Origin of the sequence: Candidatus Azobacteroides pseudotrichonymphae genomovar. CFP2 (assembly GCF_000010645.1) — a bacterium.
GTDB lineage: Bacteria > Bacteroidota > Bacteroidia > Bacteroidales > Azobacteroidaceae > Azobacteroides > Azobacteroides pseudotrichonymphae.
Map to the genome: position 1 here is coordinate 86,160 of NC_011565.1, position 14,922 is coordinate 101,081.

Below are 14,922 nucleotides of genomic sequence, written 5' to 3' on the forward strand. Positions count from 1 at the left end.
TTCCGCACTCCATTAAAATGATCACACTCTCTCTTAGAGAGAGACCAGCTCGCACAAATTGCACAAAATTACAAATAATGGAAAATTTTTTCTAACTGATTGTTTCTTGAACCTTTGATTAGAATATGATATCCCTCGACAGATGTCATTCTCAAATATTCTAAACAATCTTCTGTTTGACGGAACAACTTCCATCCGGAACAAGGCAACAAACATTCCTCGAAATTTCTTCCTATCAAAAATACCTTATCCACCTTTGATCCCCAAAGACTATTCAATACTTTTTGATGTTCTTCCTTGCTATAGCTACCCAATTCTCCCATCTCGCCCAAGATAACCATTTTTGGCGAGATACGCAATTTATAAAAATTATCTAATGCAACTCGCATGCTATCAGGATTAGCATTATAAGCATCTACGATTAAATTATTCTTCTTAGTTTTACAATTTTGCGAACGATTATTAATTGGAATATAGTTAGCTATAACAACATTAATTCTATAATCTTCCACACCAAAATAATTGGCAACACAGATAGATGCCAAAATATTTTCAAGATTATAACCACCCACAAAATGAGTAACAATTTTGTTCTTATTACTGTTCTTACTCCATTCCAAAACTAAAGTTGGATCAAATCCAATCATTCGTCCATAAACAAAAGCTTTAGAAGTAGTACCATAGTAAATTACAGAAAATGAATTATACCACTCTTTTAATATTAAATTATCTAAATTGGCAAAAACCACCCCCCCTTTATCACGAATAAAATCATATAACTCTGTCTTTGCCTTAACGACTCCATCAAGAGAGCCAAATCCTTCTAAATGAGCTTTACCTACATTAGTAATTATACCGTAATCAGGTTCTGCGATCTGACAAAGCATTCGTATTTCATTTACATGACTTGCTCCCATCTCAATAACTGCAAATTGATGTTCTGAATTTAACCGTAATAAAGTCAAAGGAACTCCGATATAATTATTCAAATTTTCTTGAGTATAAAGAGTTTTATATTTAGAAGACAAAACCGTTGCTATCAACTCTTTAGTAGTCGTTTTCCCATTCGTCCCAGTTATAGCAATTATTTTTGCATTCATTAGTTTGCGATGATAATTTGCCAAAGACTGTAAAGTTTGAAGAACATTTCCCACTTTAATAATTCGTTCATTTTCCGGCAAATCATTTCTATCACCTACTGCATAAATTGCTCCTGACATAAGAGCTTCCATAATGTAATCATTACCATCAAATTTTTCTCCTCTCAAAGCAAAAAAAAGAGAATTAGTCGGACAAATACGACTATTTGTTGTAATAATTGGATATTGTCTAAATATCTGATACAATAATTCTATATTCACTCTTGAGTTAGATGTTAAATCGGATTCAAACCAAATATTTATAACAAAATTTTTAATTCATAAATTATCTATTTCATTAGAATGAAATAGATATCTGCATATATTATATATCCATTACTTATCATGACAAGTATACAAAAAATTTATTTTCGAACTATGATAACAAATAGCAAACAAATAATCGACAAAAAAGTTATGGGCATTTTGAATGTTACACCCGATTCATTTTTTGTTAAAAGTAGAAAACAAGTTGAAAAAGAAATAGTGGAAAGAGTAATTCAGATTGTGGAAGAAGGAGCATATATTATTGATGTGGGAGGATATTCTTCTCGTCCTAATGCTTTATTCGTCAGTGAGGAAGAAGAAACAAAACGTCTACAGTTTAGTTTAAAAATTCTTTTTCGAGAACTGCCCAATGCCATAGTTTCAATTGATACTTTTCGTTCCAAAATAGTAAGAAAGTGTACGGAAAAATTTAGAATTTCCATTATAAACGATATTTCAGCAGGTGAGTTAGATACAAAAATGCCTGAAGTTGTAGCCGAACTAAAAGTTATCTATCTTATTATGCATATGAGAGGAACTCCACAAACCATGATGAAGTGTACTCAATACAATTATTTATTACCAGAAATTTTATCATATTTCGAAAAAAAAATCAATTTTTTGCATCAAAAGGGGATATATGACATTTGGATAGACCCAGGATTTGGTTTTAGTAAAACAACTAGCCAAAATTATGAAATTCTAAGCCAATTAAATCTATTCAGCATATTTAATCTACCTATTGTAGCAGGTCTTTCACGTAAAACAATGATACGAGAGACAATAGGTGTTACAACGGAAAATGCTTTAAATGGTACAACAGCATTAAACATGTTTGCACTGACACAAGGAGTTAACATTTTGAGAGTTCATGATGTAAAAGAAGCTGTCCAAACAATTCAATTATACAACCAAATACAACAATATGATTAATCCAAAAAATATAAAAGATGTAGTAGACATTATTTTAGTTGTTTTTTTTACTTACAAAACTTATCATTCAATAAAAAAAACAGGAGCTATTACTATTTTTACAGGAGTCTTAGCTTTCGTTATCCTTTGGATATTGGTATCTCAAATATTACAAATGCACTTCATGGGTAGTATTTTAGATAAATTCATCAACGTTGGAGTTATTCTATTGACTATTGTTTTTCAAAAAGAAATTCGAGAATTCCTTCAAAATTTGGGTTCTAATAGAGGGATAAAAATTTTGGTTAAATTATTCAAACCTTCAAGCGTACAAAATGATATTTCTTACATTAAATCAATTGCAGGGGCTTTAGCTAACTTAGCAAAAAGAAAAGAAGGAGCATTAATTGCTATTCAACAAGATATATTATTAAGTTCCTTCATAAAAACCGGAGAAAATATAGACGCTAATATCAATACTCTTTTGATAGAAAACATATTTTTTAAAAATAGCCCCTTACACGATGGAGCAATAATCATTGCAGGGGAAAGAATCATCTCTGCAGCATGCATTTTACCTGTTTCTCAAAATCAAGATATTCCTTCCTCCTATGGGTTACGTCATCGATCAGCATTGGGGCTAAGTGAACAAACTGATGCTAAAATCATTATTATTTCCGAAGAAACTGGAAAAATTTCTTTAGCTCACAAAGGACACTTATATACTGACATATCAACAGAAGAATTGCAAGAAATGCTAATAAGAGTTAGTAATTAAAAAAATATCTTTTGTCATTCAATTGTACAAACTATCATTCATCTCTGCGGTACACAAAAATCACTAAACTGCTGAGGAATAGTAAATTGTTCATATTGAGAATAGCCCAATGTCGTATCAGCAAACACTTTCTTAAGAAAAATACCTACAATAGGCAGTGCTGCCCTTGCACCTTGCCCTTCACCCATTGTATTAAAATGAATGGAACGTTCTTCTCCTCCAACCCAACACCCTCCTATTATAGAAGGTGTAAATCCTACAAACCAACAGTCGGAATTATTTTGAGTTGTCCCTGTTTTGCCCCCCATAGGGGCCATAGTATATTTGCGGATTCCTCCAGCCGTACCTCCATCCACTACACTTCGCAACATACTCAGCATTTTATAACTCGCCTGTTCACTAATTACCTCATGAAATCTTGGAACAAAAGTAGATATTACACTTCCATTCTTATCCTCAATACGAGTAACAAACATTGGCTTAACACAAACTCCTCCATTAACAAAAACAGAATATCCTGAAACCATTTGTTCTACAGAAACTTCACAAGGACCCAAACACAGGGATACTACCGCATCAATAGGTTCAGTTAAACCATAAGAAAGCAATATCCGTTTAAACAAATAAGGAGATAATTGTTTCATTAAATAAGCAGAAACCCAATTGTCAGAATGTTGTAAGCCCCAGCGGAGACTAACTTTTTCTCCTCTCATTAAATTATTAGTATTTCTTGGTGACCATACTTCGCCTGTCTCCGTGACTAAATCCTGCGGTTCATGATCTATTTCATCACAGGGAGTAAATCCATTTTCCATGGCCAACGAATACAAATAAGGTTTAATAGTTGAGCCAACTTGTCTTTTACCCATACTCACCATATTATATTGAAAATATTTATAATCAATACCTCCCACATAAGCCTTTACTGCCCCTGAATGAGTATCCATTGCCATAAAACCTGTACGAAGAAAAGACTTCATATAACGAATAGAATCCATTAAAGACATAACTGTATCTCTCATTCCTTGCCATGAAAAAACTTGCATTTCTATTGGTGTATTAAAAATAGTTTTAATTTCCTTTTCCGACATATTTTCCTTCGTTAACATCCAATACCTACTAGTCTGCTTCATAGAACGTTCCAAAATGGCATTTATCATACCCCTGCTCAACAAATGAGAATAAGGTGCCGTTGAACTACTTTTTTTCTCCTTAAAAAAAGCAGGTTGCAAAAAATCTCCTATATGTTCACTAACAGCTTGCTCTGCATAAATTTGCATACGTGAATCCAAAGTAGTATATATTTTCAAACCATCGGTATAAAGGTCATAGGATGAACCATCCGATTTTTTATTTTTATTACACCAACCATATAATGGGTTAGTCTCCCATGCTATAGAGTCCTCTACATATTTATAAGTATTGTCAGGATTATAATCCTTCCTATCTGGTTTTTTTGCTGTCATCAATAGACGCAAATGTTCTCTGAAATAAGGAGCAATTCCCTCTTTATGATCTATCCTATGAAAATCAGTAACCAAAGGTAAAGCCATCAATGAATCACATTCTTCTCGAGATATATAGCCATTTTTTCGCATTAAATTCAAAACTACATTACGTCTCCTTTGCGTTTTTTGTACGTGTCTCAAAGGATTAAAATAAGAAGGATTTTTACACATTCCTATTAAAGTAGCAGCTTCTTCTATAGAAATATTTTGAGGTAACTTTCCAAAATAAACATAACAAGCCGTTTGAATACCAACAGCATTATAAAGAAAATCAAATTTGTTAAGGTACATATTGATTATCTCTTCCTTCGTGTAAAAACGCTCCAATTGAATAGCAATCATCCATTCAATTGGCTTTTGATAAAGACGTTCTAAAAAACTTTTTGCATGTTTAGAATAAAGCTGTTTTGCTAATTGTTGAGAAATAGTACTACCACCTCCACTATTTTTTTGAAACAAAATTCCTCGCTTTACTATTGATCTCAACAATGCATAAAAATCAATACCAGAATGTTTTATAAAACGGGAATCCTCAGTAACAATCAGTGCTTGAATTATAGCAGGTGAAAGTTTTTTATAATCCACATAAATTCTATTCTCTTCGCTTTGAGCATACATCCCCATAATTTGCATATCAGCCGAAATAACTTGGGTAGCATACTTATTAATAGGATTCTCCAAATCTTGCATTGAAGGCATATATCCTATCCATCCCTTAAGAATCAACAGAAAAAAAATAATAATAGAAAAAATCAATATTCCAAATGTTATCCAAAACCATTTAATTTTTTTTTCTACTTTACTTTCACTATAATTTTGTTCCATTCCTAAATCTTACCAATTTTCTGAATTACATCTTTATTCACTACAATGTACAAGGGATTGCTATTTATTTCTTAAAATGAAATCTCTTAAATCCACAAAAAGGCCTGCAAACAATATATTCGCAAACCTTTCACAGCGTATAAAACCTATAACACGGCAAACTTATTATTCCCCTTTCGCCTCTTCAATAGTTTTAGTCATAGCATTATCCTCCTGGATAATATTATTTCTCTCATTTATATCCCTCTTATGAGGGGAACTTCTTCTGGAGCGACGTATTTTATTAGTTGCGCCACCATGCGCAGTCTTCAACATTAATTCATTATAATCCACCAACTCAATAAAACACGTAGCAGCATTGTCACCCAAACGATTACCTATTTTAATAATACGAGTATACCCACCCGGTCTATCTCCGATTTTCCGTGCTATTTCTCTAAATAATTCGGATACAGCATATTTATCACACAATTTCCGAAAAACTAAACGCCTAGAATGAGTCGTATCATTCCTCGATCGTGTTAATATCGGTTCCACATATTTGCAAAATTCTTTCGCTTTGGCAAGAGTTGTAAAAATCCTTTTATGTTTAATCAACGAAACAGCCATATTAGAAAGTAACGCTTTCCGATGAGAATGAGTACGACCCAAATGGTTAATGTGCCTATTATGCCTCATTGCTACCCAAATTTATATTTTTCTATGTCCATACCAAATGTTAAATTCAATTTTGCTAACAACTCATCTAATTCGACTAGCGACTTCTTACCAAAATTACGGAATTTCATTAAATCACTTTTTTGATACTTTACAAGATCCTCCAATGTTTCTATTGCCTCTGCTTTCAAACAATTGAGGGCACGAACAGAAAGTTCCATATCTGATAATTTAGATTTCAATAGCTGTCGTATGCGTAAGACATCTTCATCAAAATCTTTAACTGTTTCAATCTCATCCTTTTCTAATCGAATTCTCCCTTCAGAAAATAATTCCAAATGTTGGATCAAAATGTCAGAAGCTGATTTTAAAGCAATTTTAGGACAAACAGAACCATCAGTCATAATTTCAATCGTCAATTTTTCATAATCTGTCTTTTGCTCCACACGAAAAGACTCAACATTATACTTTACATTTACTATCGGTGTAAAAACAGAATCAATAGCTATCTGGTTTACATCATCACTATCTCTATAGTTCTCTTCTGATGGAACATACCCTCGCCCTTTTCTAATTGTCAACTCTATATTAAGATTAGCACTTTTATCCAAATGAGCTATTATAAAATCAGAATTCACTACTTCGAATCCACTTAAACGTTTACTAATATCATCTGCCTTGAATTTATCAGTTTCTGAAATAGTAAGGACCACTCTCTCATATTCAAAATCTTTGTTTATCCGTTTAAACCTCACTTGTTTAAGTTTAAGAATTATGTTCGTAACATCTTCTACAACTCCTGGTACAACAGCAAATTCATTACTCACACCTTCAATCTTAATTGAAGTGATGGCATAACCTTCTAAAGATGATAAAAGAACACGACGAAGAGAATTACCAATAGTGATCCCATAACCTGATTCCAATGGATGGAATTCAAATTTTCCATACTTATCACCGGATTCTACCTCTATTACTCTATCAGGTTTTTGAAACATTAATATCGCCATGAAAACATTGATTATTTAGAATACAACTCTACTATTAACTGCTCCTTAATATTTTCAGGAATATCCATTCTTTCAGGAATATATAAATACCTTGCACTCATAGAAGATTTATCATATTCGATCCATGAGTATTTATTATGATTCGCTCTTATAAGATTATCTAAAATAATTTCCAATGATTTAGCTCTCTCACGTACCCCTATAATTTGTCCTGGTTTTACTAAATACGAAGGTATATTAACCACGTTATTATCGATTGTAATATGCTTATGAGAAACTAACTGACGTGCTTCCGCCCTCGTCTTTGCCAATCCCATACGATAAACCAAATTATCTAAACGGGACTCTAACAACTGAAGAAGGACTACACCTGTGATGCCTCTTGACCGAGAGGCTTTCTCAAAAAAACCACGGAATTGATTTTCTAACACACCATAAATATACTTCGCCTTCTGCTTCTCCCGTAACTGAATACCATATTCAGAAGTTTTTTTCTTTCTTCTACTCGAAGAACTATTCCTTATGCTAAAAGCCTTATCTGGTCCGAAAATAAGCTCACCAAATCTACATGCAATCTTTGTTTTTGGTCCAATATATCTTGCCATTATTCTGTGAAATATTTTTTTTAAACCCTTCTTCCTTTAGGAGGACGGCATCCATTATGCGGAAGTGGAGTAACATCTATAATTTCAGTCACTTCAATCCCCACATTATGTACCATCCGAATAGCAGACTCGCGTCCATTGCCAGGACCTTTCACATAAGCTTTTACTTTTCTCATTCCTAAATCATAAGCCACCTTGGCACAATCTTGTGCCGCCATCTGAGCTGCATAAGGAGTATTTTTTTTAGAACTTCTAAATCCCATTTTGCCAGAAGAAGACCAAGAAATAACTTGCCCTTCATCATTTGTAATCGTAACAATAATATTATTAAATGAGGAATGAATATGTAATTGCCCCTTAACATCCACTTTTACTACCCTTTTTTTTGTCGCAACTGTCCTCTTTGCCATTTTTCCTTTTTTCGAATTGAATTTTATTTATTTTGTTACCCTCTTCTTATTAGCAACAGTTTTCCTTTTCCCTTTGCGTGTACGAGCATTATTTTTAGTGCTTTGACCTCTTAAAGGCAACCCTATACGATGACGTATACCACGATAACAACCTATATCCATCAAACGTTTTATATTCAATTGGATTTCAGAACGAAGATCTCCTTCCACTTTAAAATTACGACTAATAATTTCACGTACTGCCGCCACCTGGACATCTGTCCAATCTTTAATTCTGGTATCTCTATCAATACCCGCCTCTGTTAGGATTTTACTAGACAAACCACACCCTATACCATAAATATAAGTCAACGCTATCTCACCTCTTTTATTTTGAGGCAGATCCACACCTAGTATTCTTACTGCCATTAGCTTAGAAATCTTGCAAAAATTAAAAAACTACCCCTGACGCTGTTTAAAACTAGGGTTTTTCTTATCCAATACATACAAGCATCCCTTTCTACGTACAATTTTAGAATCAACACCACGCTTTTTGATTGATGCCCTTACTTTCATAAAAAGTACTTTTTATTTATATCGAAATGAAATTCTCCCCTTAGATAAATCATAAGGAGACATTTCTACTTTTACCTTATCACCTGGCAATATTTTAATATAATGCATACGCATTTTCCCAGAAATATGGGCTTCAATTTCATGCCCATTCTCCAACTCAACACGAAATATTGCATTAGACAATGCCTCCACGACAACCCCATCATGCTCTATTGCTGATTGTTTAGTCATATATCAAAACATTCTAGCTCAAATATAAACATAAATTTTCTATTTATACTTTAAAATCTCTTCTATAAAATCAAATGTAGACAAAATATCTGCTTTCTCGTGTCGAATAGCTACTGTATGTTCAAAATGAGCTGAAGGTTTGCGATCCACTGTACGGACGGTCCAACCATCCCTCTCAAAATTTATATTCCTTGAACCTAAACTAACCATTGGTTCTATTGCAATACACATTCCTGCTTTCAATAAGCACCCCCTGCCTTTCTTTCCGTAATTAGGAACTTCTGGCGATTCATGCATTTCTCTCCCTATCCCATGCCCTACCAATTCTCTAACGATACTATACCCTGCCTTCTCACAATAAGTTTGAATTGCATACCCTAAATCTCCCAACCTTTTCCCATTAACAGCATAATTAATACCGACATATAAAGATTCCTTCGTTATTTGCAGTAATTTCTTTATTTTTGGATCTACTTCTCCAACCTCAAAAGTATAAGCCGAATCACCACAATAACCATTTATTTTCACTCCGCAATCAACCGACACAATATCACCATTTTTTAACGAGTAATTCCCTGGAATACCATGAACTACATTTTCATTCACCGAAACACACAATGCATTAGGGAAACCCTTATACCCTTTAAACAACGGTATTCCCCCATGATCACAAATGAACTCATCTGCTATCTTGTCTAATTGGAGCGTAATCACCCCGGGAGTAATATTTTTAGCTACTTCAGCAAGCACCAGACTTACTAATAGACTAGCCACACGCATTAATTCGATTTCTTCATCTGTTTTTAGACAAACCATACCTCCACCTATTCACAAATAATCCAAGCTATAAAAAATAAATCTCAATAAAACTGACCTGTTCGCCCTTTAACCCTTCCAGAATGTAATAAACCATCGTAATGACGACTTAACAGACGACTTTCCACCTGTTGTAGTGTATCCAAAACTACACCTACCAAAATTAATAAAGAAGTTCCTCCAAAGAAAGAAGCAAATCCCTGCTGTATCCCAAACATTTTTGCAAAAGCAGGCATAATTGCTACCAAGGCAAGAAACAAAGAACCAGGGAAAGTCAATTTTGACATAACACTATCGATATGCTCTGCTGTTTTCTTCCCTGGTTTAATCCCAGGGACAAACCCATTACTACGCTTCAAATCTTCAGCTATTTGTTTAGGATTAATTGTAATAGCCGTATAGAGCCAAGTAAACACAATAATTAACACTACATCAATAAAATTATACCAAAAACCACTAATATTACTCAAAGAAGTAAATATTCTTACCAGCCAATTATTTGTATTTTTATTTGAACCAAACCCTATTAAAGAAATAGGAATAAACATGATAGCTTGAGCAAAAATAATTGGCATCACATTTGCTGCATTTACTTTCAAAGGAATATACTGCCTCACTCCACCATATTGACGATTACCTATCATTTGTCTAGCGTATTGAACAGGTATTTTTCTTGTACCCTGTACTAAAAGAATAGCACCTGCAATAACAACCAATAAAATAACAATCTCAAGTAAAAACACCACTAATCCTCCGGACGCTTCACTTAGTTTTGATATAATTTCTTGAGTTAAAGCCTGTGGCAAACGAGCAACAATACCAATCATAATAATAAAAGAGATACCATTCCCAATTCCTTTATCAGTAATTCGCTCACCTAACCACAATACAAACATAGAACCTGCAGCAAGTATAATAGTAGAAGAAATAGTAAACCACATACCCCCTGGGACAATAGATCCTACAGATCGCATCTGTACATTTAAATTAATAAGATACGTAGGTGCTTGTAATATCAAAACCAATAGTGTCAAATAACGAGTATATTGATTTATCTTCCGTCTTCCACTTTCTCCTTCTCGTTGAAGTTTCTGAAAATAAGGCACTACAATTGCTAGCAATTGTATCACAATTGATGCTGATATATAAGGCATAATTCCCAGTGCCACAATAGAAGCATTAGAAAACGCACCTCCTGAAAACATATCTAATAAGCTCATTAAACCACCTTGTGCCTGAGCTCTTAATCCACCTAAAGAAGTAGATGTAACACCAGGAAGCGTAACAACTGATAGAAAACGATATACCATAACCAAAATAAAAGTCACAAAAATACGAACCTTTAAATCTTCTATTTTCCAAATATTCTTTATTATTTCGACTACTCTCATTGTTTCAAAGTTCGAATAACAGTCCCTCCTACTTTCAGAATCGCTTTCTCTGCCTTTTCAGAAAAGGCATGGGCAGTAACTTCAACCACAGAAGTAATAATCCCACCAGCAAGAATTTTTACCAATCGATTTGCAGAAACAATTCCTGCATCTACCAAATCATCAATACCAATTTTAGCCAAACAACGTGTGTCTATTAATGACTGAATAACACTAAGATTAACTGCTTTATATTCTACACGATTGATACTTTTAAAACCAAATTTCGGCAAACGCCTCTGAATAGGCATTTGCCCACCTTCAAATCCTATCTTTTTAGAATAACCAGACCTCGACTTTTGTCCCTTATGACCTCTTGTAGAAGTTCCACCACAACCAGAACCTTGCCCTCTACCAACTCTCTTACAAGTCTTTGTGGAACCTTTAACTGGTTTCAAACTGGATAAATTCATGATTTTATCGATAACAAAAAAATAAACTCACAATTACAAATCACTAATGCCTATGCCTAAGTAAATACCTAAGTATATAATACAAAAAAACACCATCCTTCTTAGATTCCAATATTATAAAAAAAATCAAACATCTATTCCCTCTCCCTTCGAACATTCAAACATCCAATTCAGCTATCACCGCCTCCATATTCTCCCCATATAATTCTCCTAAATTATCCATTGAATACTCTTCTTACCGATATACCTCTATCTTGAGCAATCATAGCCGGATCTCTTAATTCACTCAAAGCAGCGATAGTTGCTTTTACCATATTATGAGAGTTAGATGAACCCTTAGACTTTGCTAAAACATCAGTTATTCCAGCACTTTCCAATACCGCACGCATCGCTCCTCCTGCTTTCACTCCTGTACCATGAGCAGCTGGCCTAATTAATACCCGAGCACCACCGAACTTAGATAATTGCTCATGTGGAATTGTGCCTTTATAAATAGGTATTCTAATTAAATTCTTCTTTGCTACCATCACACCTTTAGCGATTGCAGCAGTTACTTCACCTGCTTTCCCCAATCCCCAACCAACAATACCATTTTCATCCCCCACTACAACAATAGCTGCAAAACTAAATGTACGCCCTCCTTTAGTAACCTTAGTTACACGCTTAACTGCAACTAATCTCTCTTTTAATTCCAAATCTGAAGTCGTTCTTACCCTGTTACTAGTCATTACTACTCATTTTCTAATTAAAACTTAAGTCCTTCCTCACGGGCAGCATCTGCCAATTCTTTTACTCTACCATGATACAAATACCCATTTCTATCAAAAACTACCGATCGAATACCCACTTCTTTAGCCTTTTGAGCCACCAATACTCCTGTTCTATAGGCAATTTTTTTCTTAGAAACTTTTTCTGTAATTCCAAGAGATGACGCAACTACTAAAGTATTACCCGTTGAATCATCGATCAACTGCGAATAAATCTGCCTGTTGCTTCTAAATACGGTCAAACGCGGACGTTCAGCAGTACCAAAAATATACTTACGAATACGTTTTTTTATTTTAATCCTCCTTAATCCCTTTGCAGTCATAGTATTTCAACTTCTAAAATTTTTACTTGCCAGCTGATTTTCCCGACTTTCTGCGAATTAATTCACCTACAAAACGAATTCCCTTACCCTTATAAGGCTCTACTCTACGAAAAGAACGTATCTTTGCACACACTTGCCCAAGCAATTGCTTGTCCGCCGACTCTAAAATAATGAGCGAGTTTTTATTACGTTCACTTTTAGTTTCAACTTTAATTTCAGGAGGCAATTGCAAATAAATGTTATGTGAGTATCCCAATGCAAAATCTAACAAATTCCCAGTGTTTGTAACACGATACCCTACCCCTACTAGTTCCAACTCTTTTCTATAACCTTTTGAAACACCAATTACCATGTTATTAATTAAAGAACGATACAATCCATGCAAAGCACAATTTTTCTTTTCATTATCTAGCCTATGTACCATTACCTTATCCTCTCCTATTTCAACTCTAATGACCGGATGATTTATCTCTTGATACAATTCTGCTTCTGGACCCTTTACTATGATCGCATTCCCCTTTTGTATTACAGTTACTCTCTCCGGTATCACTATAGGAAGTATTCCTATTCTTGACATACTATCTTCATCAATAAATATAACATAAAACCTCACCGCCGATTTTCAAATCGCGTGCCTCTTTATCTGTCATTACCCCTTTTGAAGTAGATAATATAGCTATACCTAAACCATTCAATACACGAGACATTTTTCTATAACTCGTATACTTACGCAATCCTGGTTTAGATATTCGCTTTAACACTTTAATTGCATTTACTTTATTTATATTACTATACTTCATAGCAATTTTGATTTTACCCTGATGCTTATCTTCTATAAATCTATAATCCCAAATGTAACCCTTGTTACAAAGGATTTTCGTAATCTCTTTTTTCAAATTTGACGCAGGAATTTCTACTATTTTATGTTTGGCTTTAATAGCATTCCGCAATCTTGTTAGATAATCTGCAATCGGATCTGTCATATGAACTTAATCGAAGTTAACTTAACTTTATCAAAAAACATTCAAATATAAAATATATATACAGGGATACCTTTCATTTTTCTTAAAATTCCACAGAAAAAGAAACCACACAACTCCCCCCCCCTTGTTACCAGCTTGCTTTTCTAACGCCCGGCACTAATCCCATAGAAGCCATTTCTCTCAATTGAATGCGAGAGATGCCAAATTGACGAATATACCCTTTAGAACGCCCTGTAATTCTGCAACGATTATGCAAACGTACAGGAGATGCATTTTTAGGTAGAGCTTGTAAAGAATCATAATTACCTTCCTTTTTTAATCGAACTCTCTTATCTACATACTTAGCAACTAATCTTGCCCGTTTCAACTCACGAGCCTTCATTGATTCTTTAGCCATAATATCCCCTTTCTTAAACTTTCTTTATATTCCTAAACGGTAAACTAAATTCCCTCAACAAAGCATAACCTTCCATATTTGTTTTTGCAGAAGTAACAAATGTAATATTCATTCCCATTATTTTAATAATATTATCAATATTTATCTCAGGAAAAATAATTTGTTCACGAATACCAATCGTACAATTACCTCCTCCATCAAATTTACTCTCTATTCCTTTAAAATCACGAATACGAGGCAAAGCTATACGCATCAAACGTTCAAGAAATTCATACATTCGTTCACGGCGCAAAGTAACCTTCACTCCAATAGGCATTCTTCTACGAAGTTTAAAGTTAGATATATCTTTCTTTGAAAGAGTTACCACTGCTTTTTGACCCGTAATAGAAGTCAATTCTTGAATAGAAACATCAATAAGTTTTTTATCAACTACAGCATCTCCTAGTCCCTGATTGACCACTATTTTCTGTAACACAGGCACCTGCATCACAGAAGAGTAATTAAATTCTTTAATTAAAGCCGGTATAATTCTTTCTTGATATTCTTTCTTCAAGTTAGCCATATCAGTATTCATTATTTAATTTCATCCCCTGACTTTTTAGAAAAACGAATTAACATTCCTCTTTCACCTAATTTACGACCAATACGCACAGGTTTTCCAGTTTTAGGATCTAAAACATTCAAATTTGAAATATGAATAGAAGCTTCTTTCTTCTCAAATCCCCCCTGAGGATTTTTTGCACTTGGCTTAATAGTCTTAGAAATAATATTAACCCCCTCTACCAAAGCACGTTGCTTACCAAGAAACACTTTTAATACACACCCTATCTTACCCTTATAGTCACCAGCATTTACATAGACTGTATCGCCTTTTTTAATATGTAATTTGTTCATTT

The 14,922-nt window shown here is 34.0% G+C and carries 21 protein-coding genes; 2 read left to right on the plus strand and 19 right to left on the minus strand.

The genetic code is table 11. From position 1 onward, the window contains the following. Positions 1 to 68: 68 nt before the first annotated feature. Positions 69 to 1,361, minus strand: a complete 1,293-nt coding sequence (gene murF / locus CFPG_RS00360) for a UDP-N-acetylmuramoyl-tripeptide--D-alanyl-D-alanine ligase (RefSeq protein WP_012573088.1) — start codon at positions 1,359 to 1,361, stop codon at positions 69 to 71. 156 nt (positions 1,362 to 1,517) lie between these two features. Between murF and folP the strand changes: the two genes are divergently transcribed. Together folP and cdaA are read left to right on the plus strand one after the other, a co-directional pair. Next, positions 1,518 to 2,339, plus strand: coding sequence for a dihydropteroate synthase (folP, locus tag CFPG_RS00365; protein ID WP_012573089.1), 822 nt, complete (start codon positions 1,518 to 1,520; stop codon positions 2,337 to 2,339). Then, positions 2,332 to 3,096, plus strand: a complete 765-nt coding sequence (cdaA, locus tag CFPG_RS00370) for a diadenylate cyclase CdaA (RefSeq protein WP_012573090.1) — start codon at positions 2,332 to 2,334, stop codon at positions 3,094 to 3,096. The genes folP and cdaA overlap by 8 nt, the downstream gene beginning before the upstream one ends. 38 nt (positions 3,097 to 3,134) lie before the next feature. On the opposite strand, the gene CFPG_RS00375 is transcribed toward cdaA, so the two are convergent. The 18 genes from CFPG_RS00375 to rplX all read right to left on the minus strand — a co-directional run bounded on the left by CFPG_RS00375 (position 3,135) and on the right by rplX (position 14,920). Then, positions 3,135 to 5,429: a transglycosylase domain-containing protein gene (locus tag CFPG_RS00375; protein ID WP_012573091.1), complete on the minus strand. Its 2,295-nt coding sequence runs from the start codon at positions 5,427 to 5,429 to the stop codon at positions 3,135 to 3,137. Positions 5,430 to 5,594: 165 nt separating this feature from the next. Then, the gene (gene rplQ, locus CFPG_RS00380) at positions 5,595 to 6,107 is read right to left on the minus strand and encodes a 50S ribosomal protein L17 (protein WP_012573092.1); all 513 of its coding nucleotides are present in this window, start codon (positions 6,105 to 6,107) and stop codon (positions 5,595 to 5,597) included. Positions 6,108 to 6,109: 2 nt separating this feature from the next. Then, on the minus strand, positions 6,110 to 7,096 hold the full coding sequence (locus CFPG_RS00385; RefSeq protein ID WP_012573093.1) for a DNA-directed RNA polymerase subunit alpha: 987 nt from the start codon (positions 7,094 to 7,096) through the stop codon (positions 6,110 to 6,112). Positions 7,097 to 7,107: 11 nt separating this feature from the next. Further along, positions 7,108 to 7,701, minus strand: a complete 594-nt coding sequence (gene rpsD, locus CFPG_RS00390; RefSeq protein WP_012573094.1) for a 30S ribosomal protein S4 — start codon at positions 7,699 to 7,701, stop codon at positions 7,108 to 7,110. 20 nt (positions 7,702 to 7,721) lie between these two features. Continuing rightward, positions 7,722 to 8,111: a 30S ribosomal protein S11 gene (gene rpsK, locus CFPG_RS00395; protein ID WP_012573095.1), complete on the minus strand. Its 390-nt coding sequence runs from the start codon at positions 8,109 to 8,111 to the stop codon at positions 7,722 to 7,724. A 27-nt stretch (positions 8,112 to 8,138) separates the two neighbouring features. Further along, positions 8,139 to 8,519, minus strand: coding sequence for a 30S ribosomal protein S13 (gene rpsM / locus CFPG_RS00400; protein WP_012573096.1), 381 nt, complete (start codon positions 8,517 to 8,519; stop codon positions 8,139 to 8,141). A gap of 30 nt (positions 8,520 to 8,549) precedes the next feature. Next, entirely contained in the window at positions 8,550 to 8,666 is a 117-nt protein-coding gene (gene rpmJ / locus CFPG_RS00405) for a 50S ribosomal protein L36 (RefSeq protein ID WP_041572343.1), read from the minus strand. A 12-nt stretch (positions 8,667 to 8,678) separates the two neighbouring features. Then, the gene (gene infA, locus CFPG_RS00410; protein ID WP_012573097.1) at positions 8,679 to 8,897 is read right to left on the minus strand and encodes a translation initiation factor IF-1; all 219 of its coding nucleotides are present in this window, start codon (positions 8,895 to 8,897) and stop codon (positions 8,679 to 8,681) included. Between the two features lie 39 nt (positions 8,898 to 8,936). Next, positions 8,937 to 9,713, minus strand: coding sequence for a type I methionyl aminopeptidase (gene map / locus CFPG_RS00415; RefSeq protein WP_012573098.1), 777 nt, complete (start codon positions 9,711 to 9,713; stop codon positions 8,937 to 8,939). A gap of 44 nt (positions 9,714 to 9,757) precedes the next feature. After that, a complete protein-coding gene (secY, locus tag CFPG_RS00420) occupies positions 9,758 to 11,104 on the minus strand; it encodes a preprotein translocase subunit SecY (RefSeq protein ID WP_012573099.1) in 1,347 nt (448 codons plus the stop codon). Continuing rightward, positions 11,101 to 11,556 (minus strand): 50S ribosomal protein L15, encoded by a 456-nt coding sequence (gene rplO, locus CFPG_RS00425; protein WP_012573100.1) that lies wholly within the window; start codon positions 11,554 to 11,556, stop codon positions 11,101 to 11,103. The genes secY and rplO overlap by 4 nt, the downstream gene beginning before the upstream one ends. A 215-nt stretch (positions 11,557 to 11,771) precedes the next feature. Continuing rightward, positions 11,772 to 12,284, minus strand: coding sequence for a 30S ribosomal protein S5 (gene rpsE, locus CFPG_RS00430; protein WP_012573101.1), 513 nt, complete (start codon positions 12,282 to 12,284; stop codon positions 11,772 to 11,774). Positions 12,285 to 12,301: 17 nt separating this feature from the next. Further along, positions 12,302 to 12,646, minus strand: coding sequence for a 50S ribosomal protein L18 (gene rplR / locus CFPG_RS00435; protein WP_012573102.1), 345 nt, complete (start codon positions 12,644 to 12,646; stop codon positions 12,302 to 12,304). A 22-nt stretch (positions 12,647 to 12,668) separates the two neighbouring features. Beyond that, positions 12,669 to 13,223 (minus strand): 50S ribosomal protein L6, encoded by a 555-nt coding sequence (gene rplF / locus CFPG_RS00440; RefSeq protein ID WP_012573103.1) that lies wholly within the window; start codon positions 13,221 to 13,223, stop codon positions 12,669 to 12,671. A gap of 10 nt (positions 13,224 to 13,233) precedes the next feature. Beyond that, positions 13,234 to 13,629, minus strand: coding sequence for a 30S ribosomal protein S8 (gene rpsH, locus CFPG_RS00445; RefSeq protein WP_012573104.1), 396 nt, complete (start codon positions 13,627 to 13,629; stop codon positions 13,234 to 13,236). Between the two features lie 127 nt (positions 13,630 to 13,756). Continuing rightward, positions 13,757 to 14,026 carry a 30S ribosomal protein S14 gene (gene rpsN, locus CFPG_RS00450; protein WP_012573105.1) on the minus strand — a complete coding sequence of 90 codons (270 nt, stop codon included), beginning with the start codon at positions 14,024 to 14,026 and terminating at the stop codon, positions 13,757 to 13,759. Positions 14,027 to 14,039: 13 nt separating this feature from the next. Continuing rightward, the gene (gene rplE, locus CFPG_RS00455) at positions 14,040 to 14,600 is read right to left on the minus strand and encodes a 50S ribosomal protein L5 (RefSeq protein ID WP_012573106.1); all 561 of its coding nucleotides are present in this window, start codon (positions 14,598 to 14,600) and stop codon (positions 14,040 to 14,042) included. Further along, complete coding sequence (gene rplX / locus CFPG_RS00460) at positions 14,600 to 14,920, minus strand: 50S ribosomal protein L24 (RefSeq protein WP_012573107.1); 321 nt, start codon at positions 14,918 to 14,920, stop codon at positions 14,600 to 14,602. The genes rplE and rplX overlap by 1 nt, the downstream gene beginning before the upstream one ends. Positions 14,921 to 14,922: the final 2 nt, after the last annotated feature.

Bases quoted from the DNA above. Each gene is read 5' to 3' on its own strand.
- map (WP_012573098.1), bottom strand. From the start codon at position 9,713: ATGGTTTGTCTAAAAACAGATGAAGAAATCGAATTAATGCGTGTGGCT.
- rpsN (WP_012573105.1), bottom strand. From the start codon at position 14,026: ATGGCTAAAGAATCAATGAAGGCTCGTGAGTTGAAACGGGCAAGATTA.
- rplQ (WP_012573092.1), bottom strand. From the start codon at position 6,107: ATGAGGCATAATAGGCACATTAACCATTTGGGTCGTACTCATTCTCAT.
- CFPG_RS00385 (WP_012573093.1), bottom strand. From the start codon at position 7,096: ATGGCGATATTAATGTTTCAAAAACCTGATAGAGTAATAGAGGTAGAA.
- rplE (WP_012573106.1), bottom strand. From the start codon at position 14,600: ATGAATACTGATATGGCTAACTTGAAGAAAGAATATCAAGAAAGAATT.
- rplR (WP_012573102.1), bottom strand. From the start codon at position 12,646: ATGACTGCAAAGGGATTAAGGAGGATTAAAATAAAAAAACGTATTCGT.
- secY (WP_012573099.1), bottom strand. From the start codon at position 11,104: ATGAGAGTAGTCGAAATAATAAAGAATATTTGGAAAATAGAAGATTTA.
- infA (WP_012573097.1), bottom strand. From the start codon at position 8,897: ATGACTAAACAATCAGCAATAGAGCATGATGGGGTTGTCGTGGAGGCA.
- rplO (WP_012573100.1), bottom strand. From the start codon at position 11,556: ATGAATTTATCCAGTTTGAAACCAGTTAAAGGTTCCACAAAGACTTGT.
- cdaA (WP_012573090.1), top strand. From the start codon at position 2,332: ATGATTAATCCAAAAAATATAAAAGATGTAGTAGACATTATTTTAGTT.
- rpsK (WP_012573095.1), bottom strand. From the start codon at position 8,111: ATGGCAAAGAGGACAGTTGCGACAAAAAAAAGGGTAGTAAAAGTGGAT.
- rpsE (WP_012573101.1), bottom strand. From the start codon at position 12,284: ATGACTAGTAACAGGGTAAGAACGACTTCAGATTTGGAATTAAAAGAG.
- rpmJ (WP_041572343.1), bottom strand. From the start codon at position 8,666: ATGAAAGTAAGGGCATCAATCAAAAAGCGTGGTGTTGATTCTAAAATT.
- rpsM (WP_012573096.1), bottom strand. From the start codon at position 8,519: ATGGCAGTAAGAATACTAGGTGTGGATCTGCCTCAAAATAAAAGAGGT.
- rplF (WP_012573103.1), bottom strand. From the start codon at position 13,223: ATGTCAAGAATAGGAATACTTCCTATAGTGATACCGGAGAGAGTAACT.
- rpsH (WP_012573104.1), bottom strand. From the start codon at position 13,629: ATGACAGATCCGATTGCAGATTATCTAACAAGATTGCGGAATGCTATT.
- rpsD (WP_012573094.1), bottom strand. From the start codon at position 7,701: ATGGCAAGATATATTGGACCAAAAACAAAGATTGCATGTAGATTTGGT.
- CFPG_RS00375 (WP_012573091.1), bottom strand. From the start codon at position 5,429: ATGGAACAAAATTATAGTGAAAGTAAAGTAGAAAAAAAAATTAAATGG.
- rplX (WP_012573107.1), bottom strand. From the start codon at position 14,920: ATGAACAAATTACATATTAAAAAAGGCGATACAGTCTATGTAAATGCT.
- folP (WP_012573089.1), top strand. From the start codon at position 1,518: ATGATAACAAATAGCAAACAAATAATCGACAAAAAAGTTATGGGCATT.